We start from the raw sequence: 25147 nt of genomic DNA on the forward strand, positions 1-25147 counted from the left end.
GCTGGTGGTGGAAATTGGTTAAAACCGGGGCGAGCGATTACGAATCATGACTCCGGAAGAGTCGACATTGAGATGCGGATCCGCCAGCTGGATCCAAACACTGCGCGCTCACGATTGTTGGGCAAAATCCCGCCATAATCCGGGTACATGTCATTGATCGAAGGAGTGAGGGGAACATGCTTCGATCCAAAATTGTAGTTGCTAGTGTTGTCACAACGGCCATCGCTCTGGGTATGACCGGCACTGCGCATGCCGATTGGGATAACGGCCCAAGTTTCTCGTTCGGCTTTGCTGGTCCACCGGTATATTACGCACCATCGCCCCCGCCGAGTTATTATGCACCGCCTCCTCCGCCCCCACCGGTTTATTATGCGCCACCTCCCCCGCCTCCGCCGGTGTATTACGCGCCACCCCCACCGCCGGTCTATTATGCACCGCCCCCACCGCCTGGGCCGCCACCTCCTCCGGTTTATTACGCACCCGCGGTTCCGGCTGGCCTGTCATTCGGGTTCACGCTGCCGCTTGGGCATTAATCGGTGTCACGGCGTCCCTGATGCAATGTTCGGGCAGGGCGTATTCTAACATTCGAAGGCCTCGCGAGTATCGGTGTGACGTCCGTATCGGGAAACGAACCGAGTAGAAACGGCCTCGCCGCCAGGGAAAGAACGTCTTAACGAACCTTTTGAATAACACCGGGCACGCCTCCGCCCGCGCAGGATCATCGCTGGGACAGCGCTGGGATAAGCGGGGCATGATCCTGATTTTCCACATCAAGGCGGACCCTTTGGCTTTGCTTAAGAATTGAATATGACCAACGGCAGAGGAAATTGGGGAGTCCGCCAAAAACAGAATTTGACCATTCCTCGACTTGGGCGATTGTAGCGCATGTCGATAGCAGCCGAGACTGTCCGAGGCGTATTGCGATCGTGGATTGCCTGTGAGGTGCTGTCGCCGCAAATCACCAAAGGAAACGGATGGAGTGACGTCGCCGGTGATCGGGGCGGCCGGATACGCAATCGGAAAACAGGTGCCGACGATGGACCTACCCTCTGGCAGCCACCACAGGATGGCGACCCGACGCCGTGGCCGATCCTGACCGAAAGCCAGGACGACGGTCAACATGAAGCCGAAGGTTCCGTCGATCCATCTGAACCTCTGCCGGCGGCGAGCGAGGTCGGAAGCCCGCGAGACCGGAAGCTCCGGACTTGGTACTCCGTCATTCTGGCGGCGATGCCGGCAGGGGAATCATTCGAAAGGCTGGATGAATTTTTCGACGATCAGGCGGATGAGGACGCAACAATCCGTCCGTTATCCGGATTTGTTGTTGCGGCTTCAGTGGTGCTCGACGAGTGGGGAATCATCGTACCCGACAGCCTCGCAATCAATAGCTTCTGTTGGGGTTTCGGCCACCTTTCAACCGGCGGTACCCCTGATGACCTGTCTGACTGGTCCACCGAAGAACGCGGTCTCAAATTGCGATTCGCCGATCTCCTGACACCACGCGGCCCTGACGGACAGCCTCGTTCGTTGTCATGGGATGATCTGCGCGGTGTGTCCCGCGCGTTGGTTGAGGAACTCGGTATTCCCGACGATCTCCAGATCCTGACCCCTTGCGTGATCGAGATGGTCCGACCTGACCCACCGGCAGCCGACATTCTCGCAAGTTTCTACCTGTCCGATTTATCCAGAGTTCTCGACGCTGTCGAAAACGAGACCGTGACAGGCGCTGTAGCGTCATATCTTGGCCTTAATCCACCGATCGATCCATGGGATTGCCTGAATGACAGGCTCAAGTTGTCACAACTGTTGGACCCCGGTTTGTTCCCACTCGGCCGATGGCCAGGAAATGGTCTTCATCCCCTGACGTTACTGCAACAGGCCGCGGTCAATGCAATCGCGCGAGACCTGGATACGCACGGTCTCGCCGCTGTAAACGGGCCGCCGGGCACCGGGAAAACGACCTTGCTGCGGGATGTGGTGGCCCATGTGATTATCACACGAGCCGAGCGCCTAGCGGCCATCGAAAGTCCCTGGAACGGTCTGGGTGATATCGACCTCATGGACTACGCGATCGTCGTGGCCAGCTGCAACAATGCGGCGGTTGAAAATATCAGCCTCGAATTGCCCGTGCGCGAAAAGGCCCTTGATGCCTCGATCTGGAATGAGGGCGGTCTGGATTACTTCGGCCACACGGCGACCGCCCTTCTCAATCTGCCTAAGGACGTATCCGATACTCAGCGGGCATGGGGTCTGATCGCCGCCAGGTTGGGCAATGCCGACAACAGGCGGCAGTTTTTTGAGAAATTTTGGTGGGACAAAGATTGGGGGCTCAATGATTGGTTCAAACGCCTCGTCTCACCAGACCTGCATCGACCTGATCCCCCGGGGAAACTGGTCCGGCTTGATCCGCCATTACGACCACCCGAAGCGAAACAGCTCTGGCGGAAGACGCGCGCAGAATTTTTACGTGCACTGGCGACATGCCGCCGGTTACGTGCCGAACTCGTCAATCTTGCCCAAACCGCTGAGACTTTGCGTTGTTGTGAAACGCGTCTCCCCGGCATCAGAGACGAAACGGTACGAGCACAACGCGATCTGCAATCGGCGCGTAAGGCTGTGCTGGCCGCGCGCGAGCACCTCAGCCAACTCCTCGCGGAAGAAGCGACATTAAATATCAGGTTGACAGCCCTGACGGCAATCAAACCATCCTGGGTTAGCCGACGATTGAAAAGCCCCGCATGGCGAACGCATGAGACAGCGATACGTCGTCTGGTGGACGATCTGGGTGAGGTAGCGGATGCGATTAAGGCGGCCCGGATCAATGTGAAGGCTGCCACCGACGAGGAAGAGCGTCTGGGTGTTTCCTGTGCCACCATCGAGGCGAGTTTGAAAGGTATAGAGGATGAAGTGATGCTCCTGAGCCAGAAACTGGTTGATGCGGGCGATGAGCTGGGGGTTTCGTGCCCAGCGCCGGAGTTCTGGTCTCAGACCGATGACAGCTTCTATCAGTCGAGCCCTTGGAATGGGGGGCGCTTCAGGGCGGCGCGCGACGCCCTGTTTATGGCCGCAATTCGCTTCCAGCGCGCCTTCATCATCGTTGGCGCATCAAAGCTGAAACCATCACTCAACGTCATCGCGAAAGCTGCCTCCGGCGGTCCGGACGCCCCAAGGCCAAATTCACGAGACTGGGGTGTGTTCTTTCTTCTTGTCCCTGTTGTGTCATCGACCTTCGCCTCAATAGGACGGATGTTCAAGGATTTCGGAGGGGAATCAATCGGCTGGTTGATGATCGACGAAGCAGGTCAGGCTGCACCTCAGCAAGCGGTCGGCGCCATCTGGCGGGCCCGACGCACGGTCGTGATCGGCGACCCGCTTCAGATCGAACCGATCACGAGCATACCTCCCCGTACGATGCGGTTGATCTTCAAAAGCCATGGCCTCGACGCCGTACCCTGGAGCGCGCCACTAGACTCAGTGCAGACGCTTGCAGATCGGGCAAGCCACATTCAGGGCTGGTTCCCGCTCGAGGATAGCGTCACGGAAAACGATACCCGCGTGACCGGAATTCCACTCCTGGTCCATCGACGGTGCGACCAGCCTATGTTTGATCTCGCAAATCGCATTGCCTATGCTGGCCGGATGGTTTTCGCGACAGAGCCGGGGCCATCGCCAATTCGTGACCTGCTCGGCGGCTCAGCCTGGATTGATATCGACGCTCCCTCGAGCGACAAATGGGTTCATGAGGAAGGCATACTCATCGCGCAGGCCATCGCAGAGCTCTGTGGTAGTCATCCGGAACCGCCAGACCTCTACGTGATTTCGCCGTTCCGGATGCCGGCTGCCCGATTGCGATCACTGCTCTTGCAGACCCGCGACGTTCTACCAGGCCGTCCAGTCAAGGAACGTACGGCTTGGGTGGACAAGCGGGTCGGCACCGTTCACACTTTTCAAGGCAAAGAAGCGGAGGCCGTCATCTTGATGTTGGGAGCCGGGCGAGGCGCGAAACCCGGATCACGTAGCTGGGCGGGCGGCACGCCGAACCTGCTTAATGTCGCAGCAACCCGCGCCAAACGGGCGCTCTACGTGGTCGGAAATTACCAGGAATGGCAGGGCGCTGGAGTATTCGGAGAGGCGTCACATTTGCTTGAGGTGAGAAGCGGACAGCAATGGTTGAATGATGCTCTCGCTCGTCGCGGACCAGACGTATTATCGCTCCTCAAAGCGACGAGGAAACCTGAATGAGGTCTCAATCCGTCCTGATTCCTCTTCAAGCCCATCTCGGGCTCATCTCTCGACCCGCCAGCCCAATCTTATTCACTTGTCCAGATAACCGGATCCCCACAGCAGCGATCCGTACGAATACCGACCTTCGGCTTATGGCGGGAATTGGCCGTGAGCGGACAGGCGGGTCTCGGAGAGGCAGCCGCGGTGAGCTGCCATTCGTAAAGGCAGCCGCTGGCGATCGAAGCGCGGCAACTGATCGCCCGCACCTAGCAGCCTGTCGGACTTAAGGATTTTGCGCAATTACTGCATTGATGTCGCGCAAATATAGCCGTTTAGTTGTGCAAGCCGCAGACCATAAGACTTATAATTCCAAACAATCGTAGATTTCAGTTAAGTCCGACAGGCTCCTAGAGCCGGTTCTTGCGTGATGGCCGTTTGGTATCGGATCGCGACACCATGTCGTTTCCGGCACTCCGCTCCCCCACCGAGGCTTTGCGATTGAAAAGCCGGACGCTCTGTGAAAAAGTCGGCCCGCGCATCGGGGCGGGGGCAGGTTTGCAACAGATCGAAGTCAGGGTTGAGAACGACCATATCCAGAGGATTACCACGGCGCGGCCGCTGGCGGCGATCGCCGAGCTGATCTGGAACGCCTATGACGCCGATGCCACCGAAGTTCGCGTCGAGCTGGAAAAGGGGCAGCTAACCGAACTGGGCAGCATTCTCGTCAACGACAATGGCACCGGCATCCCGTTCGACACGATAGAGGACAGTTTCCAGAAGCTCGGTGGGTCTTGGAAGCGGCCGGGCGCGAAGACGAGCGGCGGCCGCGCCGTACATGGCGAGAAAGGCCAAGGACGCTTCAAAGCCTTTTCGCTCGGCGAGTCCGTAGCCTGGACCTCGAACCATGGCGGCCGGCGTTTCACCATCTTCGGGCAGAAATCCAACCTGAAAAACTTCGAGCTGAGCGAACCCGTCACCACTACCAGCGAGGGGTGCACGGTCGCGATCCGCGATGTCATCAAGGACTTTGAGATCAGGGCTGAAGACGGCTTCGCCGATAGGGTTCGGGACGTATTCGCGCTCCAACTCTATGACGATCCGAGCTTCCGGATCATCTATGACGGCGTCGCCATTGACGCCCGTGAGGCCATTGCCTCGGTGACGCCCTATCCGATCGCCGTCGACCACGGCGGCCGCACGCTCGAGGCGACGCTCGATATCGTCGAGTGGAAGAAATCCGTCGATCGCAAGCTTATGCTGTGCCTGCCAGGGAGGTTCAGCTTCTACGAGATGCCGCCCGGCATTCAGGCGCGTGGGTTCGAGTTCACCGCCTATCTGACTGCGGAGCTTTTCCAGCAGCTCGCCGACAATCATACCGAGGGCCTGGTCGAGCTGGACGCCGCCTCAAACACGCTGATCGAGGCGGCCAAAGCTCGGCTACGCGAGCATTTTCGGACCAAGGAAGCCGCGCGGTCCCGCGACAAGATCCAAGAATGGGTCGACGCGGCAATCTACCCCTATGAAGGCGCAGCGGCAGATCCGATCGAAATCAACGAGCGGCAGGTGTTCGACGTGGTCGCCCTGAACCTCTCCGATTATAGCGCGGACTTCGACAAGTCTCCGATCAAGCAGAAGAAACTCGTTCTCCAGCTCATCAAGGCGGCGATCGAGACCGGTGCGTCCAATCTGCTCTCGATCCTGGAGAAAGTGATCGACCTACCGAAGGAGCGGCAGGACGAGTTGGCGGACCTGCTGCGCAAGACCTCCCTAACCGCCGTGATCAACGCGGCGAAATCCGTCACCGATCGGCTAGATTTTCTTAAGGCGCTGCAGCTGCTTGTCTTCGAACCCAAGTCTAAACGCCAGCTCCTGGAACGGTCGCAGCTCCACCGGATTATCGCTCAAGAGACCTGGATCTTCGGCGAGCAGTTCAACCTAGTAAACGACGATCAGGACCTGAACTCGGTCCTCCGCAGCCATATCGAGCTGCTGGGCAAAGAACGCGAGGCGCCAGGTGCCACCGAACCGGTGCTTGATGCAGAGGGCAAGGCGGCCATCGTCGACCTGATGCTGTCGGCCCGCATCCCGACCCCGACCGACGACGAGCGCAGGCATCTCGTCGTCGAGCTCAAGCGGCCGCGCCAGCCCATTAACGAGGACGTGCTCGGCCAAATCAGGAAATATGCTAAGGCCGTCGCGCTGGACTCGCGCTTCGAGCACAGCAATGTCGAATGGGATTTCGTCGCCATCTCGAACAAGTTCACGCCCGACGCTGAGCTCGAAGCGCGGATAGCCGGCAAGCCGCGAGGCCTCATTATGGAGTTGGACGATCCGATCAGGATCCGGGTCTGGGCCAAGACCTGGGGCCAGATCATCCAGGAAGCAGAAGGCCGTCTGACTTTCTACAAGCGGCGCCTCGAATATCAGGCCAGCGACGAGGAAGCGCTGGGCTATCTGCGCACGATCAACGCAGCCTATCTCAGTGACGCGGTGAAGGCTCGCATCGCCGAGCTGGATATCGAAGCAGTCGGTGAGCCAAAGAGTGAAGGCTGAGCCTCAACCGGGCGAACGGACTGCACTTTGGAGCAAAACGACGTTGGCTTCTGAGATCGCCATATTTGCGCTTGAACTGCGTAGTTTGGCCGCAAAGCGTCCGTTGCTGGGGATGCCCAAGGTTATATGTTCGCTCGCCGAATAGATAGGAGAATTCGTTTCGTGACCGTTAGCCTGAAAAGCCAAAAGATCTTATGGGGCAAAGCCGCCGCGCGCTGCGCCATGCCCGAGTGCCGCCGTCAACTGGTCGAGGACATCAGCGAGACCGACGACCCTACGCTCGTCGGTGAGAATTGCCACATCGTCGCTGAGAGAGACGGCGGCCCGCGGAGCGATCCGACGATGTCGGTCGAAGACCGCAACCGCTACGCAAACCTCGTCCTTCTCTGCAACGTCGATCACAAGATCATCGATGACAATGAAGCAGTCTGGACGGTCGACCGGCTGAAGGTTTTGAAGGCGGAGCATGAGGCGTGGGTGGAGCAGTCACTCCGGCTCGATGGGGCCAAGATGCGCGATGACACCGTCTATGCTGATTATGTTGACGAATGGGTTCGGCTCGCACATCTCGACGAATGGACCGCATGGAGCAGTTGGGTGCTCGGGTCAGGGCAGCCGCGCATTTGGGTGAAGGTCGATGAAGATCTCAGCGCGCTGCGCCGGTGGCTGCTCGGCCGTACTTGGCCCGGCCGGTATCCTTCGCTAGAACTTGCTTTCGGCAACTTCGGCCGAGTGCTGCAGGATTTTCAGGAAACTCTGCACGAGCACCTCGAACCGCGCGGCAAGGGCGAGCAACTCTTCACCTGCAAATTTTACCAGATCAAACAGTGGGACCCGCCGCTCTACGCATCTCTCGCGGCACAGTACAATTTCCATGTTGATATCGTCAGCGACCTCATGCTTGAGCTAACACGCGCGGCGAACCTCGTTTGCGACGAAGTCCGCTTGCATATTGCGCACAATTTTCGTTTGGCGGAAGGAAACGTGATCGTGCAGCGCGGTCCAGACATGGAACTGCGCTGGGTCGAATTCGTGCCGCGCTATTCTCTGGAGGAAACAGCCGCACTGGAGCTCTATCCTGGGCTACCGCAATTCTATGACGACCGCGACCATCGCGACTGGGCGGTCGGGAGGGGTCGACCGAACGTTTGATCATTACTGCGGTCGGCACCGTTTTGGCTATAGGGAGTTATTGCGAACGAGCTCGACGCCGCACGAGCGAACGACCGCTTTGCGGCCATATGTTCTGGACCGTCAACGACAGAGATGAGCGCAAAGCCGCCGATCGATCGACAGCGGTAGTTGGGACGAAGGCGGTTCGCCTTGCGGGATCAATCGCGAGACTGTAGCGATCAGTGGTCTATGTCATAAAAACGGTGGCGAGCGCCGTAGCCACATGCGTGTTGTGGTCATCGGTTTGCGCGTGGATATCGGCGGCGACGATAACCAGCGTGCGGCCCGATTTGACGACGCGCGCGTGGCAGCTGAGCTTCGCGCCCTTCGTCGGGGCAAGAAAATTGACCTTGAATTCGCTGGTAACAGGACGCGAAACTCCTGGCGCGATTGTCGCTGCGGCGATCGCGCTGGCATTATCGATCAAATAGGCAGACACGCCTCCGTGGAAATAACCGTAATGCTGCAATAGCTCCGGCCTTGCGTCGACCTCGACTAAACACTGACCCGGCTCCAGCGATTGGAGCCGCGCGCCCACTAGACGCGTGAAACCCTGGGCCGCGACAGCATGTTGGATTTGCTGGCGCAAAGCCTCAAACTCTGTTCCACTCATGGCGCTTCCTTCCTTGCTGCTGTTTGGGCGGCGCTGGTAAACAGCGCCGCGATCTGCCGGCTGATCTCGCGAATGACATCGGCGTTTCCTTCAGCGCGCGTCATCAGTAAGGCGCCCTCCAGCGACGCGATAGCGAGGCGCCCCAAAGACCGGGCAGAGCGGGGATCAACGCCGTCATTTTCAAGGTCGCGCGCGAAAATCGCGGCCCAGTCATTGAACGCAGCGGCGCCGAGCGACGCGATCTCACCGGAATCCGGCGCAAGCTCCAGCACTGTCGTAGCGATTGGGCATCCCTCCCGGCACCCTGAGGCTTCCATCCAGCCTGCGAGCAAAGTGCCGTATTCAATGAGCCGGTTCGCCGCTGTCGGCGCGTCAATGGCGCTCAATGACTGCGACGCGACGTGCGTGGCATAGGAGATCACCGCTCGAGCAATTTCCTCCTTGCCGCCGGGAAAGAAATGGTAGAGCGATCCCTTTGGTCCACCAGCGAGGCTGACGATATCGGCGATCCCGGTCGCGTTATAGCCGCGAACACGAAACAGTTCGGCAGCAGCGCGAATAAAACGGTCGCGCTGCGGAGAGGATCGGTCGGATATAGCCCGTGTGACTTTCATCGTCTTCGGTAAAATTATACAGACCGTTCTACTATCTGGTCCTCGACCGAAAGGGAAGCAAAAAATGAATGGCGGGTTTTAGCAAGGGCGGGGTGCTCCTTTGCACCCCACCGCTCTTGTACGCCTCTTCAAGGGTCCGCAATCAGGTAACAGCAAACCCGCCGAGAATGTTCGCCATGAGCGCATTGCTGCCCGTCTGATGGCATTCAGACCCAGCTTGCGGCGCCCCTGTTCCCGATCGCGACAACACGCTAGGTTGGTAGCATGTCTGAGTCAGATAAGCCGCTGCGCCAGCAGATCGACGATGCGATGGCGGCGATACGTCACCAGCTCGAGCGACTCAGCGAGGGGCCGACCATGGGTGGCCCCTCCGACGACCGCTCCGTCATCGCGGACCTTGAAGCGGAGTACCGGGCGCTCAAGGAGGCGCGAGTTGGTCTGGGATCCCATGATTGCGCCTTGGACTAGTTCGACGACGAGAATCCTAATTAGCACTGGCGGATATGATTGAGTAATGAATGCCTGTAAAATGTGCTATTTGGTTCTAGACACTGGCTCGTTAGCGTATCGCAATACCAAAACCGACCCTATTGATGCGGAAAATCTGTCTCACCCGATCGTGCTACTGGGGTATAACTAAACGGAACGGTCTGTGGCGCTAGGTTACCGGTCCGCTCGCTCGTTGGAGAAGGCCGATGCAAACGCGCAATCTCCATATCTTGCAAGGCAGGCGGGAGGTTGCCCCCCCTTAGCCGGATAGGCATGGCAAGTTGATTAAGGAGGGTTCTTATAGATTCGCTGGATCTGGCCACCTTCCGGCGATCCGCTGCTATTTATCTACGTTGGGTGTTCTCCTAGGCACTCGAAGATTGTGCCGTTCATTATGTCCAAACACTCCAGGATGCCGCCAGGCATGGATTTAGTCGCTCCACACGAAATGACTCTGGTAAACTTCGGCAACGTCTGGCATTGTTTGGCATCATTGTCCTAAAGGGGCAAGCCATGCAGGACGAGATACTGACGTTACCGGACGTGGCCACTTTGCTAAAGGTCGGGGGAAAGACCGTCTACACAATGGCACGAAACGCCGAGATCCCGGCGTTCAAGGTCCGCGGCCAATGGCGGTTCAAGCGGGAGGACATCGACGCTTGGATCGAACAACAGAAGCCCACGCGCCTCGACGACCCAGCGCGGTGATCATGCAGCTTTCAGGCTCTAAGTCGCAACCATGGCCACTACTCCGGTCACTCGGCAGCGGGGAGGAAAGCCATTGATTCAGGCAATCCTTACAATGCGTTTTGCGATAGGGCTTCTCGGAGAGAAGGAACAGGCAGGTTGGTGGCCGTCCAGTTTTATGTCGCCAACCAGTAGCGCATTCCTACTGCCGGTCTTTGGCGCGAACACAATGCACGCGCGATATCAAGGTATCGTTGAGGCCGGCAAACGTGTGCATGACGAGAGGATAGGCGTCGGTCGAGTTTTTCATCTGTTCAGGCTCCCCGAAGCAACCGAGCAACGTCTATTCGATGGCCTATCATCCGCCGAAAACGGTGTGGCAACGGGGACCCTATCGCCGGAAGTGGCGAATAAGCAGCTTTCAGTTTTAGCCGCTGCATCAATCGAGGCCAAGCAGGGTCCTATTTCCATCGGTTCAGCAGACGATCTCGGTAAACCGGATTGGATCAGCATTGCTGCTAGCCTATATGCGGCCGCTTTTGCCGCGGGCGTCCAATGTTTCCCATATTTCTCCGAGAAACCATGAGCCCTGCGGCCAAATATACCACCCAACTCCAGGCCGGCCTCGGGCTTGTGCGCGAGACTATCATGCTGCTTGAGCTTTGGCGGCCAGGAATGGTAGGGCAGGATCTCCTGAAAGTAGCTTTGGCCTCGGGCGCCTTCTCAACGATGTCGGCTCGCCGCCTGCGCAACATCATCATCGAAGCATTTTGTCCGCGCTACCTCGTGAACGGTTCCGAACCGGCGGATCTGCTGAAGTCGTTAGTCGGTCTCCTTCCGAAAGACGAATTGCGATCGCTCTTCTTCCTCTTCACATGCCGGGCAAACCGAATTTTGGGCGATTTTGTCCGGCAAGTGTATTGGGCTCGCTATGAAGCAGGAGCAGGCACCGTCTCGAAAGAGGATGCTCGAGGGTTCATCACTTCGGCGATTTCGAACGGCCGAACAACCAGCCGCTGGTCAGAGTCAACCATCATCCGCATGAGCCGCTACCTGCTGGGAGCGTGCGCGGACTTTGGGTTGCTCGGTGCAATGAAGGCCGAGGCTCGGCCAATCAGCACATTTAGGATCACACCTCCGGTCGCATCGATTTTGGCTCACGAATTGCATTTCCTAGGTCTTGGAGACAACGCCGTCGTGAGAAGCGAGGACTGGGCTCTCTTCGGCCTTGAGGCCGATGATGTGATAGGCGAGCTAAAACGTTTATCCCTTCGTGGCGAGCTGATTGTTCAGTCGGCTGGATCTGTGACCCACGTGACATGGAAATATAAATCGATGGAGGACCTCGCCAATGGCATCGCTCAGGTCTGACTTCGACGAATTGATCCGCCGTGTTGAAGCCGGCCGGGACTTCGCCCATGCCAGCTTCGAGCCAATTTTCTATCTGGTCTTCCACCCGCGGGACCTGCTCGAGGCAAAGCTCCTAATGCCAGCATGGACCTCCAAGCTCAGAAATAACGGGTGGCGGATGGAAACGTTCTCCATCGCCGAGCACGTTGCCGACATACTTGCAAAGGCCCCGCTTCGCAAAATCTGGTTGGAAGCAGACAAGAAGGAACCTCTCGCTTGGCAGCGGACGAACAAAGCGCTCGGAAATGCACTGACTGTACAGCGACGCCTGCAAGGACGCCTAGAGGAAAAACTTGCGGCGCTAGCCCGCATTATGCATGAAGGTCGGCGAGCATAGCGTAAACCGTTGATTCGTTGTAAGTATTTGTTGTTGAGACAAAACTTCACCACGACGGAACACCATGCTCGCCTCGGTTGCAAATACTCCAATTCTCCCTGGTCTGTCACCTGTCGCCGGCAAGTCGATCGAGGCCCGGTTCGACGGCGATCTGCTCTCCTCCGACGGGGGGTTGCTGGGGTTACGCGCCATCGAGCAACGGCTCGGCATCGCAAGTCGTTTGGCCGCATGCATCGATGATCCTCGTGCGCCTGGGCGTGTGATCCATGGGCTCGACGAAATCATCCGGTTTCGCATGCTGATGATCGCGGCCGGCTACGAGGATGGCAACGACGCGGACAGGTTGCGCCGCGATCCGATCTTCAAGCTCGCGATGGAGCGCCTGCCCGAGGCGGGGGATTTGTGCTCACAGGCAACGATCTCGCGCACTGAGAACCTGCCCGGACCCCGCGCGCTGCTGCGCATGGGCATGGCGATGGTCGAGCATTATTGCTCGAGTTTCCGTAGAGTGCCCAACAGCATCGTGCTCGACATCGACGATACCTTCGATGCCGTCCACGGCGCACAGCAACTCTGTTTGTTCAACGCGCACCACGATGAATACGGTTTCCAGCCGATCGTGGTGTTCGATGGTGACGGCCGTATGATCGCCGCCGTGCTGCGCCCCGCATGCCGACCGAAAGGGAGCCAGATCGTCAAATGGCTGCGCCGCCTGATCGATGCCATCCGTGGCCACTGGCCGCGCACCGCGATCATGCTGCGCGGCGATTCCCACTACTGCACGCCGGAAGTGCTGCGTTTCTGTCGCGCGCGCGACCTGAGTTACATCTTCGGTGTTGCGCCGACATCGACGCTGCGCAAACACGTCATCGCTCTGGAGGCCAGCACCGCGGCCCGGGCGGAACAGACACCGGGCGAGAAAGTTCGGAGGTTCAAGGAGTTCCATGATGGTGCGGCAAGCTGGGACCGCGTCGAGCGGATCATCGCGCGCGTCGAGGCCGGACCGATGGGGGTCGATACCCGCTTTATCGTCACCAACCTGAAGGCTGGATCGCCACGCACCCTGTATCAAAACATCTACTGCGCGCGCGGCCAGGCTGAAAATCACATCAAGGCGTGGAAGACCCATCTCGCGGCCGACCGCACCTCGTGCTCGCGGGCCAGCGCCAACCAGATGCGCCTGTTCCTGCATATCGGTGCATATTGTCTGATGTGGAGTTTTCGCTCCCTGATGCCGCGTCGCTCACGCTGGCGTGGTATCCAGTTCGATACCTTGCGGCTACGCCTGATCAAACTCGCCGTCCAGGTCGAGACATTGAAGAAATCAATTCGCCTGCATCTGCCGCGATCGATGCCGGATCAGGTCATTCTCCGCTACGCTCTGGCCAGACTGCCCAGGTTACTGGTCTGAGCCCAGGGGCGGTTGCCCCGACCGGTCCCGATCTCATCCAACTCCAGCGCCGACACATCGCCAAGCTCATCAAAACCAGCCCAGAGCGGCCGGTGAGTCGTCACGCGCCCACGACGTCAGGTTGCATAGCTAATTGTAGAAGAATTGAATGAAACGCCCTCATGAATAAATGCGGCTAGAGGGTCAGAAATCGACGATCATGCTCGTCACCGACCTCGAGGCGCTGCACCCCTATCTTCGGATCGGCGCGATCGAAGCTCAGCTCCAAGGCAAGTTCCACGTCCCAACCGTGTTCCTGTACCCAGGAACGCGGACAGGGAAGACACGCCTTCGGTTCCTCGGCTTCTACCCAGAAGACGGCAATTATCGCTCCGTCCATGTCGGCGGCTGAGCACCAACATCGTGAGAATCCCATGACTCAGATCCGAACACTCTTTGATGCCAGCCGCGATATTCATCGGTCAATCGAGAAGGTCATCACCTACCAAGCGTCGCAGGAACAGAGGCTCAAGGCGGAGATATCCGAGTACATCGTCACCGAGGGCATCGAGCAGCAGCTTGAGCAGCTCCTAGAGAAGATGCAGGCGGCCATGGAAACCGGCGAGGGCCATGAAATTGGCGTTTGGGTCTCGGGATTTTATGGTTCAGGAAAGAGCTCGTTCACGAAATATCTCGGTCTGGCCTTTGACGAGCGGGTCATGATCGATGGCAAGCCATTTCTCCGTCACCTTCAAGACCGGCTGCATCGTCCGCAAACCAGAGCACTCCTTTCAAAGCTTGCTGCCAGGTTTCCGGCCGCCGTGGTGATGCTCGACCTCGCCAGCGAGCAAATCGCTGGCGCGACAATGGCGGAGGTCTCAACTGTCCTCTACTATAAGGTCCTTCAATACGCCGGCTACTCACGAAACTTGAAGGTCGCAGCTCTTGAGCGTCGCCTCCGCAAGGAGGGCCGCTATGGAGAATTCGAGTCGGCTTTTCACGCCGAAACCGGCCAAATTTGGAAGGATTTCCAAAACGACGATTTGGTCGTTGATAGCCTGATTCCACAGATCGCACACAAACTCTATCCGACCCTGTTCCGAACCGATCAAGCGTTCACCACGGTGAGCAGCGACGTCATTTATCTCATGAATGATCGCGTTCAGGAGATGATCGACGTTGTTCGAGATGTATCGGGTAAGGAGCATATTATTTTCGTCATCGACGAGATCGGGCAGTATGTCGGCAGCCAGCAGCCCAAAATCCTCGATCTCCAGGGCTTGGCGCAAAATCTGAAGGACCTCGGTGGCGGGAAAGTCTGGGTCATGGGCACGGCCCAGCAGACACTGACCGAAGATGACCCGCGGGCGACCCTGAACTCCCCCGAGCTGTACAAACTCAAAGATCGATTTCCGATCAGCGTCGCGCTCGAATCCAGCGATATTCGGGAGATCTGTTATCGCCGTTTGCTGGGGAAATCCTCCGCCGGTGCATCCGCCCTGGGCACGCTGTTCGACCAGAACGGCCAGGCTCTCCGCCAGCACACCAAGCTGACTGACGCCAAATTCTACGATGCCGGCTTCGACCGTGACACCTTCACCAACCTGTATCCCTTCCTGCCGGCCCACTTCGATATCCTGCTCCACCTTCTAGGCGCGTTGGCCAAGTCGACCGGTGGAATCGGTCTCCGATCGGCGATCAAGGTCATTCAGGACATCCTGGTGGAAGGGGTCGGTTCCCTGAAGCCAGTCGCAGACCGCGATGTGGGATGGCTCGCGACGACCGTCACACTCTATGATGCGCTCGACAAAGACATCCGGCGCGCCTTCCCTTCGATATACCACGCGGTCGAGAAGGCACTCATCCGGTTTCCGGATGACGAATTGTGCCAGGGCGTCGCGAAGACTGCGGCGGTTCTCCAAATCCTGGGAAACCTTCCGGTGAGCGAGCCCAATGTCTCGGCATTGATGCACCCCGGGATCGCATCAGCGTCCATGGCCAATGCAGTCAAGCAAGCGGTCGATCGCCTCCTGAAGGACTCAATCGTTCCGCTTGGCGAAAACGACGGATCACTCCGATTTTTCAGCGAGAAGCTGAACGATGTCGAACTGGAGCGATCGCAGCTCGCCCCGCGCACGCCGGACATGCGCCGCGTTTTCAACGAGGCGCTCAAGGAGGTGTTCGATCCGCTCCCAACGGTTCGTCTGCATGGCTCTCTATCGGTAAGCTCCGGCCTGAAGCATCTCGTCGCTGGCCAACAAGTGTCACTCGCTGGCGAACGCGACACGATCCAGACGGTGGTGGCATTTGCGGATGCGGCTGACTACGAGGCCATGCGTTCCCGTCTCACCGACGAATCCCGGCACCGCTCATCCGAAAACACGATCTTTTTGCTCGCCAGGCGGTCCGCGGAAAGCGACGAGATGGTCGCAGAAATCTGCCGCAGCCAACGAATCGTCGAACTCCATCGGAATGACCCCGACCAAGAGGTCAAAGAATATTGCCAAAGCCAGATCGAACGCTCGGCGCGCTACGCCGCAGATCTATCACAAAAGATCACGCGAGGATTGGCTCAGGGCTCATTCGTATTCAGAGGACGGGTCACTGCAGTCGACAGCCTCGACCAGAATCTCGCCGATGCCAGCCGCAAGCACCTCAAAGAAGCAGCCGAACGGGTGTTCGAACGCTATCAGGAAGCTGCGGAGCGCGTGGAGACGGCGCTGGCCGAAAAGCTTCTCCGTATCCCCAGCTTGCGTGCTGTCACCTCCCAAATCGACCCACTCGGCCTCGTTCAAGTGTCCGGCGGGACGCCTTCAATCCGCACGGATCATAAAGCACTGGTGAGCATCAAGGACTTTCTGGAGCGCAACGGGACCGTCGAGGGTAAGCGTATTCTTGACCACTTCTCCGGTCCCCCATTTGGTTGGTCGCCAGACACGGTCCGTTACATTCTGGCCGCGCAGCTGATCGCCGGGGAGATCAAGCTCAAGGTTTCCGGCCGCGAGGTGACTGTCGCCGGCCAGCAGGCCATCGATGCGCTGAAAACCAACAACTCGTTCAAGTCGGTGGGCGTGGCGCTGCGCGATGACCGCCCCTCTATGGAAGTGCTCGCCAGGGCTGCCGAGCGGCTGACCGATCTCTCGGGTGAGCAGATCGTTCCCCTGGAGGAGGATATCGGCAAGGCCGCGCAGAAGCTGCTCCCCCAGCTCCAACACCGGCTTGCCCCGCTGGCAGAGCGACTGCGTTCGATCCAACTGCCGGGCGTGGATGCCGTTCAGTCTGTGAACCAGCAAATCGCAGACCTATTGCTGTCCGATGCGTCCGACGCTCCGCAACGCTTTGGCGCCGAACAGTCACCCCTCTACGACGCATTGAGATGGGCGATCGCCGCGAAAATTGCGTTCGATCAGGGGATCGGCGAGGTCGTCAGTTCGCTTCGTACATTGGAACGCGACATCTCAGATCTCCCAGGCACCGGCATACCCCGTGACCTTCGCGACAACGTGCGAGATGACCTGGAAGCAGTGACCGATCTTCTGGCACGTGAAGACTTTTTCAAACACCGGCCTGATCTGAACACGCGTCTGACGTCCATAGAAGGACGCGTCGCGTCTGCGTCCACTGATATGGCGAAGGCTCAGGCCGATCGGCTGCTGGCAGCCGAGACTGAGCTATCGCTGCTTCCGGAATGGGATGAGTTCACCGCCGAGGAGCAAGCTGGCACGCTGTCGAAAATTCAGGGCCTGGCGATTGCCGTCCCCGCCGACATGGCTGGGCTCAAGCGCCTAATCTCACGGCAATTCGATATCGAGTCCACGATCGCTGAGACGAAAGCAAAAATCGTCACGGAGGGACGAGCGCGTCGATCTCCGCCTCCCATTGTGTATCCAGTGACCCCCGAGCAAACATCGCAAAGCGGGTGGGCGGAGGGTCAAAGCCCACCGCTGACGAACAGACCCGAAGTGCGTGGACGACGGCAAATTTCGCTGCCTGCAACCATCGCCAGCGTGTCCGACCTGGACAATTTGATTGCGACCCTGCACGCCCTGCGCAGGGTGCTTGCCGACACCGATATCGATCTCGTCCTGAAGGGGGAATGAGAAGATGGCGTTCGATGACGCCACCCGTGGGCGGCTGCAGAAATTCGTTGGTGACGCCCGTACCGTTCTAACGACTGAGTTTACCAACCAGTTCCAGCAAGACTATGGCCTCGATCCAGAGTCCGGCGATGTCGCATCGCTAGATGCCCTGAAGCTTGATGACCAACGTCTCGAGACGGCTCGTATCCTTCGCCAGATTTTTGACCACTACCTGGCATCCGCCATCGGCCAGTCAGGAGAGGTACGGAAAGCCGTCTTGGGCCGCATGGTGCGTGAGCAGGCCTTCACTACGCTGAACCGCCTTGCGGCACTAAGGATGATGGAGGCTCGTGGGCTGGTCATGGAGTGCGTGGCCAAGGGCTATCAGTCCAAAGCGTTTCAGCTTTACCAACGGGTGGCCGGGTCGGCCTTGGGTGAGACGGGCGACACCTACCGCGTGTTCCTGCTCAGCCTGTGCGATCTCTACAGCGCAGACCTGCCCACTCTGTTCGACCGCCATTATCCTAACGGCCGGCTATTCCCTCGCGAGGCCGCTCTGCTGCCGCTGCTCGATCTGGTCAATGCCACCGACATCGCACCGCTCTGGGGCGAGGACGAAACCATTGGCTGGATCTACCAGTATTTCAACGATGCCGATGAACGAAAGCGTATGCGAGACCCCAAACAGGGTGGCTCTAAGGGCCCACGCAACAGCCGTGAACTGGCGGTGCGCAACCAATTCTTTACGCCGCGTTATGTGGTTGAGTTCCTAGTCGACAACACCTTGGGTCGACTGTGGTTCAATTGGACAGGCGGGCGGACCGGATTGCAAGACCGCTGCCAGTATCTGCTGGTCAAGCCGGACGAACAGCCCCAAGCAACGCAGCGGCTGCGCGACCCCCGCACCATCAGGCTGCTCGACCCCGCCTGCGGATCGATGCATTTCGGGCTTTACGCCTTCGATCTCTTTCTGGAGATTTATCGCGAGGCCTGGGCGTGGGAGCAGAGCTATGGACCAGGCTGCCTAGACACCGAAACCGGCGGCACGCCCGGCCTAAAGCCACTCTGCCGGACGTACGCCGACGAGATGGAATTCCTGCGCGACGTACCGCGGTTGATCGTCGAGCAAAATATCTACGGTGTCGACATCGACCCACGCGCGGCGCAGATCGCATCAATGGCCCTATGGCTGCGCGCGCAGCGGGCTTGGCACGTGTCAGTTTCCCTTAAAGAGTAGATTCTGCGGAAGGCGGCGCCGATTTCCCTTAAACTGTAGACTCTATGGTTGATTTCGCAGAAACCATCAGTGCGAACTTTATTAACTGCTGGGTTGGCGTTTACCGTCAAGCAATGCAATTCGTGACCGTTCCGGCCACTGACAGCTGCGCTGAACCAGTTCCTGCGCATCAGATTCGCTGAGAATAAAGAGTAGGAAAGCGAGTTCGTTATCCGACGAGACACGCGGCAAGCACAATCCGAACGGCAAGGTGTCGCCGCTAGCGATGGCCGTGGCTGATGCCATCATCGAGTGACGGACATGAACGCCGAAACGTGTGTAATCCGCTGGTACCACTGAACGACGCCGCGCTAAATGCCATTCGCTATCAAAGACATGAAAAGCGAATGCCTCATAGGCGAGACTGGCTTTGCTACTGAATTTTGGCCCAGCAGTGATGGCGAATTTTGGCCCACCTCCATCGTCGAACGTAGGGTCTCCTCGGCACGATCGAGGAGCCAAATATGGACTGGAAAGCCAAAGTGGAATTATTCGAGCAGCTACGTCGAGAGCATGAGTTTGGGATCGGCACGGTAGCCGGTGTTGCGGCAAAATTCGGTGTTCATCGGCGGATGGTCCGCCAGGCGCTGGCGGGCGCGGTGCCGCCTGTGCATCAGTATCCGGCGCGGGTGAAGCCGAAGTTGGATGCTGTGGTGGCGTTCATCGACAGTGTTTTGGAGGCGGACCAGCGGGCGCCGCGCAAGCAGCGGCATACGGCGCGGCGGATTTACCGGCGGATCCTGACCGAGTTTCCTGGCGTATCGGTCGCGGAATCGACGGTGCGCAACCATGTGCGCGAGCGCAAGCACCAGATCGGGCTGATCCGGCGCGAGACCTTCGTGCCGCAGAGCTACGAGCTGGGCCATGAGGCGCAGGTCGATTGGTATGAAGCCTGGGTCGATTTCGAGGGTGAGCGCACCAAGGTTCAGGTCTTCGCGATGCGTTCGATGGCGAGCGGGGCGGCGTTCCACCGGGCGTATCTCAGCGCGACCCAGCAGGCGTTTCTCGAGGCGCACGAGATGGCGTTCGCGTATTTCGGTGGGGTCTTCCGCCTGCTGCGGTATGACAATCTGGCGAGTGCGGTGCGCAAGATCCTGCGCGGCCATCGGCGCGAGGAGACGGTGCGGTTCGTGGCGTTCCGCTCGCATTGGCGGTTCAGCGCTGAATTCTGCAATCCGGCCCAGGGTCATGAGAAGGGCGGCATCGAGGGTGAAGGCGGATATTTCCGGCGCAATCATCTGGTGCCAGTCCCCGCTATGGCCGATCTCGACGCGCTGAACGCCAGCCTGCTCGCCGATTGCCGGGCCGATGAAGCGCGCGTCCTGGCCGGGCGGATCGACACGGTGGGCACCACGATGAATGTGGAGCGCGACCATCTGCTGCCATGCGCGACCGAGGGGTTCGACATCGCCGAGATCGCCTTCCCGCTGGTCGACAAGCACGGCTGTGTCCTGGTGAAGACAAATTTCTACTCGGTGCCAGTGAAGGTCGGTACACGGGTGGAGGCGCGGATCCGGCCGCTGCATGTCGAGATCTGGTACGCCGGCAAGCAGATTGCCCGCCATGAGCGTTGCCATCAGCGGTGCCAGCATGTGCTCGACCTCGAGCATTATCTCGAGGTGCTGAACCACAAGCCAGGCGCGTTCGCGGGCTCCAAGCCCTTGGCGCAATGGCGCGCCGCAGGCCGCTGGCCCGACAGCTACGACGTATTATGGGCCCGGTTGCGGGCACGCCACGGCAAGGAGAAGGGCACGCACGCGATGATCACCGTGCTGCTGCTCGGCCAGGAATTCGGCCATGATCGGCTGCGTACGGCGATCACCACCACCGTCTCGCTCGGGGCCTGCGATGTGGGGGCGGTGCGTTACCTGCTGACCGAGGCGCGGTTGAACAAGACCAGAGCGACCCCGATCGATGTGGGCGAGCTGGCCCGTTACGATCGGCCGATGCCGAGCGTCGCCGATTACGACACGCTGCTCACAGCACCTTGCCGGGGGCATGCGTGATGAGCGACCTGCAGGACCAGACGATCCGCCAGCAGTGCAAGGCGCTGCGGATGCCGACCATCGCCGGCCAGTTCGCACACCTGGCCGAGGCGGCGGTTCGCGAGAAGCAATCGCACATCGGGTATCTCGAAGCCCTGCTCGCGGCCGAGATGGAGGAGCGTGAAAGTCATGCGATCGCGCGACTGCTGAAGGAAGCCAGGCTGCCCAGGATGAAGACGTTGGAGGGGTTCGAGTTCGATCGCTCGGGCGTCTCGGCGGCGCAACTGCGTGATCTCGCCGCGGGCGATTACGTGACCAAGGCGGAGCCGATCCTGTTGATCGGCGAAGCGGGCACAGGGAAGACGCATCTGGCGACGGGGTTATGCGTGGCCGCCTGCCGTCAGCGCCGGCGGGTGCGGTTCACCACGGCGACCGCGATGATCAACGAACTGGCTGAGGCGGCGCACGCCAACCAGCTCAGCCGCGCACTCGGCCGCTGGGAACGGCTCGACCTGATCTGCATTGACGAGCTCGGCTACGTGCCGCTGGCGGAGACCGCGTGCGAGTTGATGTTCCAGGTGATCGCCGACCGGGCGGAGAAGGCGGCGGTGATCGTCACCACCAATCTGCCGTTCTCCGAATGGTCGCAGGTCATTCCCAATCCGCGCCTGTGCAAGGCGCTGATCGACCGCCTGACCGACCGTGCCCACATCATCACAACCGGCACGGACTCCTACCGCTTCCGTCGCACCACGGCGCAACGGACGGCCAGCAAATCATGAACAGGAAGGAGAAAAACAACCGCTGACAGGCAGTGCCGCCCCGCGGGGCGGCACTGCCTGTCCAACCCCCGGAGGTGGGCCAGAATTCATCAGCACAAGTGGGCCAAAATCGATTGTCACAGCCACGAGACGTTCCGGAAAGGCTCGATCGGCCCTGGTTAACGCCCATAAAACGTCTTCAATCGTAAGCGCCAGCCTGACTGCGTCGTCAGATGCGCCTCGCTTACCGCGATTCGGATCTGCCGCCAGGATGTTCTGGACCTGCAGCAATTGCTCATTCAACTGACCGATCGCGCCGGCGTCTGGCTGCGACACTGGCCACGGGCAGGCCGCTAAAGTGTGAGGTCCGGCGCACGTGGCTTGCTGCACGCGAGGGTGACGCTTGAAGAAATCCTCCCATCCAGGACCAACGCCTCCCTCGCGGACCTCGATCAGCCGAACCGAATGCCGGGAACACATGGTGCGACAGGCCAAAACCCACTCTCGCCGCATCCACGAGAAACCCCGTGTCGCTTTCTGTTCCTCCAAGCACCACGAGCACGCCGCTGGTCGCAAGGGGGCCGATAAACTGAACGAGAAAACGCCTCGCTCTCGAGCAAGGCCATTCATAGCCCAAGGATAGGCTGACAATATCGTGCGCGCAGTAAGTGTGTTTACGGTGATGTTGAGTAGGAACGCCATTTGAGCGACCGGCGCACCAGCCAGACCAATGTCAACCGCTGCGAGATCGATTTTGCTTGGCTCCAGGCCGTTCTCGGAGAGCAATCCGGCAACAGAGTGTCCATAAAAGCGCGCGACACGAGCGAGCCACGAGGAGATGAGTTCATCTTCCTCATAAGGCGGAACAATCGGAAGCGCTACCGGTTCGACAGCGACTTTGCGCCGCTGGCTCAGGACGCGAACTCCGGGCGGCGACGTTCCATGGAGAGTAGTGGCGCACGTTTAGGCAGTGCGTCGAAGCTGGTAACTTCGATGCACTCCGTTCCCCGTTGGATTGCATCAATTGCCAGCCATTCGAGCAGCCGGACAATCCGGACGGTGACTCCGTCGGACAGCTTCAGGATGGCCAAACGTATCTTCTCGTGATCGAGGTCCGATGGATTGCGCAACGGGAGGATAGCGGCAAAACTTGCCAGCAGGCGGCGGAACTCCAGGCCATTGGTCCAGCGGGGCAACTCCACGGATTCGAAACGGTCTGCCAGTCCATTGTCCGTCAACAGCGCTCGCCGAGCCTCCGGCGTTCCAGCGCACACGAGCGGCATTTCCAGATCATTGGCCAACAAGCGGATCACATTGAGGAAAATGCGCTGCTGCCGATCACCGCCGACCAGGAGAGCGTGGATTTCATCGATAACGAGTATTCGGGCGCCGATGATCTTGAGCGCCTCACGCGCCATGCGACGTGCCCGTGTCCTGCTGACTTCTCCCACTAGTGGCAACCCCATCGCGCCAAGAAGTTCCTCATAGAAGGGCACCTCGGTCGGTTCAGGCGGCAACTGCATCAGGACAACCGGAGTTTGGGTGACACCGACCCTTGGGTCGGCGATTTTGGGGTGGTCCCGATGGAATTTCTTCAGGATCATTGTCTTTCCCATGCCGGTCCGGCCATGAATTAGCAAGCAGGGCATACGGTTGCGCTGCGGATAGGTGAGCAGGTCGGTCATGCATGCCAAGGCCAACTCGGCGTTAGGATGGTTGATCCATCGCTCGGCGCGGATCCACTGGATACGGTCTGCGTCAGGCAGGTCCGCAACAGCTCGGTGCTCGATTGCAAGATGTTGATAGTCGGTCACGACCACTCCTCCACGGCAAACGGGGTAATCGGACTGATGTTGTCCTCGGCACCTTCTATGTCTGCCGATCTTTCGACCGGGGCAGCCGCCGAAGCTTCCGCTTCGCGCAGCCCGCGCCGCGCACGATCGAGATCGCGCCGAGCCCCTTTGCTCTTTAGGGTAGCCTGCTCGATCAGTTCACGTTGCCGGTCCAACGCCTCGAAAACCTTGCTTTGTGTAAGCCGTTTGTGACCGGCATCCAGCAGCTGTCGGCGCACTGCGTTGATCTCGGATAGCGTGACAGCAGGTAAGCGGCGGTCGCTATAGGGAATTGGCCAATACGCACCATCGTTATCACGCAAATAGACTTGCGACATGTCGCGCGGGTCATATCGAATCAGGAATTTTTGGCGTGGCCTGGACAAGAAAGTTGAGATGACGGCGTCAGAGTAAGTGACGTTGAACAGCGAGACGCCGCCGCGTTGAACACTTCGCTTCCGGAACGGCAAGAAATCAAGATAAAACTTGTCCGCATTTGGCGCGGTTCTCAACGGTCGGCTCGCCTGCGCTACTGCCTCGGTCCACGCCGTAATCGGTGCTTTGCCAAGCGCCCGATGCACTGAGTGGTGATAGACACCAGCGATCTGATGCACGAGCCAGGTTTCGAGTTCCCCCATCGTCATCACGGCTGCTGCCTCCGAATCGTAAGCCCCGCGCTGTATGGTGTTGCTGGACGTGGAGCCTGGCAGCAGATGCACAGCCCCCATCATCGTTCCGATCAGCCTTTCGATGTGCCCGCCCCAGTGAGGTTGCGCAGGCGGCCGGTGATCGACCTTGATCCCATATTGCTGAACCCCTCGTGAAAGCGCTTGCGAATGAAATTCCTTTGCATTATCGAGATGAATACGATCCGGAATGCCATACATTGGCCACGCAACGTCCACTCTCCTGCCCCGCAAATATCTGTCTTTCGGGAGAACAACGTGGCTCAATACCAACGCAACCGCGAGCGCCGAGGGTCGTTCGAGACTCAGGTAAAACCCGGCAACCGCCCGCGTGGCAACGTCGATCGCCAACGTCAGCCATGGACGGCCAATGGGCAGCCGGCTCCCCTCGGCCACCACAATGACGTCGGTCAGGGTATGGTCAATCTGCACAAGTGCAAACGGGCCGTCGGATACCAAGTGACCGGCGACCCTCGCCGTCACGGCACGAGCGCGCGCCACGCCCTCTCGCTTTTTAAGCACGTCCCGTATTTTGCGAGCCCTCACCCGTGCAAGAACCGCCTTGTATGTCGGCGCCTTGAGCGATTTTCGAGCACAACGCCGCGCGACTTCCTGCACCAGGGCGGCCATCGTCGGACGTTCCGGTGTCAGATAAAACTCGTCTATCGCCGCTTCAACGACAGCGTCGACTGCCGGATCAAGGAACCTGCGCCCACACACGCGGCCACGTGATTGCGGCATTAGCCGCGTAACGGTCGGGTTCTCACGGTAACGCCGAAGCAGCCGATAGCAATAGGCTCGGCTGATACCGAGTTCCCACGCGGCCGCCTCAATCGACTTCTTGTCGGTACGCTCCGCAGTGGCTAGAGCCGCCACGACCTTGAGACGCTGCTGCCCAAGCGCCCAAACGCGGGTGTCATAGTCGTGAAGGTCCGTTAACCGAGACAATGAGACGCCTCCTTCCACGAAAGTGAGTCTACTGTCTACGGGATAAGTCTACACATCAAGGGAAATTTCGCCGTATCGCCACCCAGCAAA

19 protein-coding genes are annotated in these 25147 nt (G+C 59.2%); 14 read left to right on the top strand and 5 right to left on the bottom strand.

All coding sequences use genetic code 11. The features are described from left to right. The first annotated feature begins 885 nt into the window (after positions 1-885). The 3 genes from AruPA_RS16775 (at position 886) to AruPA_RS16785 (ending at position 7929) form a co-directional block, all read left to right on the top strand. The gene (locus AruPA_RS16775; protein WP_265637932.1) at positions 886-4242 is read left to right on the top strand and encodes a DEAD/DEAH box helicase; all 3357 of its coding nucleotides are present in this window, start codon (positions 886-888) and stop codon (positions 4240-4242) included. A 438-nt stretch (positions 4243-4680) separates the two neighbouring features. Continuing rightward, on the top strand, positions 4681-6777 hold the full coding sequence (locus AruPA_RS16780; RefSeq protein ID WP_265637933.1) for an ATP-binding protein: 2097 nt from the start codon (positions 4681-4683) through the stop codon (positions 6775-6777). A gap of 162 nt (positions 6778-6939) precedes the next feature. Beyond that, positions 6940-7929, top strand: a complete 990-nt coding sequence (locus AruPA_RS16785) for a hypothetical protein (RefSeq protein ID WP_265637934.1) — start codon at positions 6940-6942, stop codon at positions 7927-7929. 208 nt (positions 7930-8137) lie between these two features. On the opposite strand, the gene AruPA_RS16790 is transcribed toward AruPA_RS16785, so the two are convergent. Further along, on the bottom strand, positions 8138-8563 hold the full coding sequence (locus AruPA_RS16790) for a PaaI family thioesterase (protein ID WP_265637935.1): 426 nt from the start codon (positions 8561-8563) through the stop codon (positions 8138-8140). Then, complete coding sequence (locus AruPA_RS16795) at positions 8560-9177, bottom strand: TetR/AcrR family transcriptional regulator (RefSeq protein ID WP_265637936.1); 618 nt, start codon at positions 9175-9177, stop codon at positions 8560-8562. Before AruPA_RS16795 ends, AruPA_RS16790 begins: the two co-directional genes overlap by 4 nt. A gap of 264 nt (positions 9178-9441) precedes the next feature. On the opposite strand from AruPA_RS16795, the gene AruPA_RS16800 reads away from it, so the two are divergent. The 11 genes from AruPA_RS16800 (at position 9442) to istB (ending at position 21612) form a co-directional block, all read left to right on the top strand. Beyond that, on the top strand, positions 9442-9645 hold the full coding sequence (locus AruPA_RS16800; RefSeq protein WP_265637937.1) for a hypothetical protein: 204 nt from the start codon (positions 9442-9444) through the stop codon (positions 9643-9645). A 534-nt stretch (positions 9646-10179) separates the two neighbouring features. Further along, a complete protein-coding gene (gene mads1, locus AruPA_RS16805) occupies positions 10180-10374 on the top strand; it encodes a methylation-associated defense system helix-turn-helix domain-containing protein MAD1 (RefSeq protein WP_265637938.1) in 195 nt (64 codons plus the stop codon). Between the two features lie 73 nt (positions 10375-10447). After that, positions 10448-10939: a BrxE family protein gene (locus tag AruPA_RS16810; RefSeq protein WP_265637939.1), complete on the top strand. Its 492-nt coding sequence runs from the start codon at positions 10448-10450 to the stop codon at positions 10937-10939. Next, the gene (locus AruPA_RS16815) at positions 10936-11724 is read left to right on the top strand and encodes a BrxA family protein (protein WP_265637940.1); all 789 of its coding nucleotides are present in this window, start codon (positions 10936-10938) and stop codon (positions 11722-11724) included. The genes AruPA_RS16810 and AruPA_RS16815 overlap by 4 nt, the downstream gene beginning before the upstream one ends. Beyond that, a complete protein-coding gene (locus AruPA_RS16820) occupies positions 11705-12100 on the top strand; it encodes a hypothetical protein (RefSeq protein ID WP_265637941.1) in 396 nt (131 codons plus the stop codon). Before AruPA_RS16815 ends, AruPA_RS16820 begins: the two co-directional genes overlap by 20 nt. 64 nt (positions 12101-12164) lie before the next feature. Beyond that, positions 12165-13511: an IS1380 family transposase gene (locus tag AruPA_RS16825; protein ID WP_076454865.1), complete on the top strand. Its 1347-nt coding sequence runs from the start codon at positions 12165-12167 to the stop codon at positions 13509-13511. Positions 13512-13680: 169 nt separating this feature from the next. After that, positions 13681-13902, top strand: a complete 222-nt coding sequence (locus AruPA_RS16830) for a BREX protein BrxB domain-containing protein (protein WP_265637942.1) — start codon at positions 13681-13683, stop codon at positions 13900-13902. A gap of 22 nt (positions 13903-13924) precedes the next feature. Then, positions 13925-17590, top strand: coding sequence for a BREX system P-loop protein BrxC (gene brxC, locus AruPA_RS16835; protein WP_265637943.1), 3666 nt, complete (start codon positions 13925-13927; stop codon positions 17588-17590). 4 nt (positions 17591-17594) lie between these two features. Then, the gene (locus AruPA_RS16840; RefSeq protein ID WP_265637944.1) at positions 17595-18806 is read left to right on the top strand and encodes a hypothetical protein; all 1212 of its coding nucleotides are present in this window, start codon (positions 17595-17597) and stop codon (positions 18804-18806) included. 503 nt (positions 18807-19309) lie between these two features. Further along, complete coding sequence (gene istA, locus AruPA_RS16845) at positions 19310-20851, top strand: IS21 family transposase (RefSeq protein WP_265637945.1); 1542 nt, start codon at positions 19310-19312, stop codon at positions 20849-20851. After that, positions 20851-21612 (top strand): IS21-like element helper ATPase IstB, encoded by a 762-nt coding sequence (gene istB / locus AruPA_RS16850; RefSeq protein WP_265637946.1) that lies wholly within the window; start codon positions 20851-20853, stop codon positions 21610-21612. Before istA ends, istB begins: the two co-directional genes overlap by 1 nt. On the opposite strand, the gene AruPA_RS21835 is transcribed toward istB, so the two are convergent. From AruPA_RS21835 to AruPA_RS16860, 3 genes are read right to left on the bottom strand one after another with little or no spacing between them, the layout of a single operon-like run. Continuing rightward, a complete protein-coding gene (locus AruPA_RS21835) occupies positions 21607-22506 on the bottom strand; it encodes a TniQ family protein (protein WP_408858885.1) in 900 nt (299 codons plus the stop codon). The genes istB and AruPA_RS21835 overlap by 6 nt on opposite strands. Continuing rightward, on the bottom strand, positions 22503-23405 hold the full coding sequence (locus AruPA_RS16855; protein WP_211252809.1) for a TniB family NTP-binding protein: 903 nt from the start codon (positions 23403-23405) through the stop codon (positions 22503-22505). Before AruPA_RS16855 ends, AruPA_RS21835 begins: the two co-directional genes overlap by 4 nt. Beyond that, positions 23402-25057, bottom strand: a complete 1656-nt coding sequence (locus tag AruPA_RS16860) for a Mu transposase C-terminal domain-containing protein (protein ID WP_051657587.1) — start codon at positions 25055-25057, stop codon at positions 23402-23404. The genes AruPA_RS16855 and AruPA_RS16860 overlap by 4 nt, the downstream gene beginning before the upstream one ends. Between the last annotated feature and the right edge of the window lie 90 nt (positions 25058-25147).

The organism is Acidiphilium sp. PA (genome assembly GCF_026191915.1).
Taxonomy (GTDB): Bacteria; Pseudomonadota; Alphaproteobacteria; order Acetobacterales; family Acetobacteraceae; genus Acidiphilium.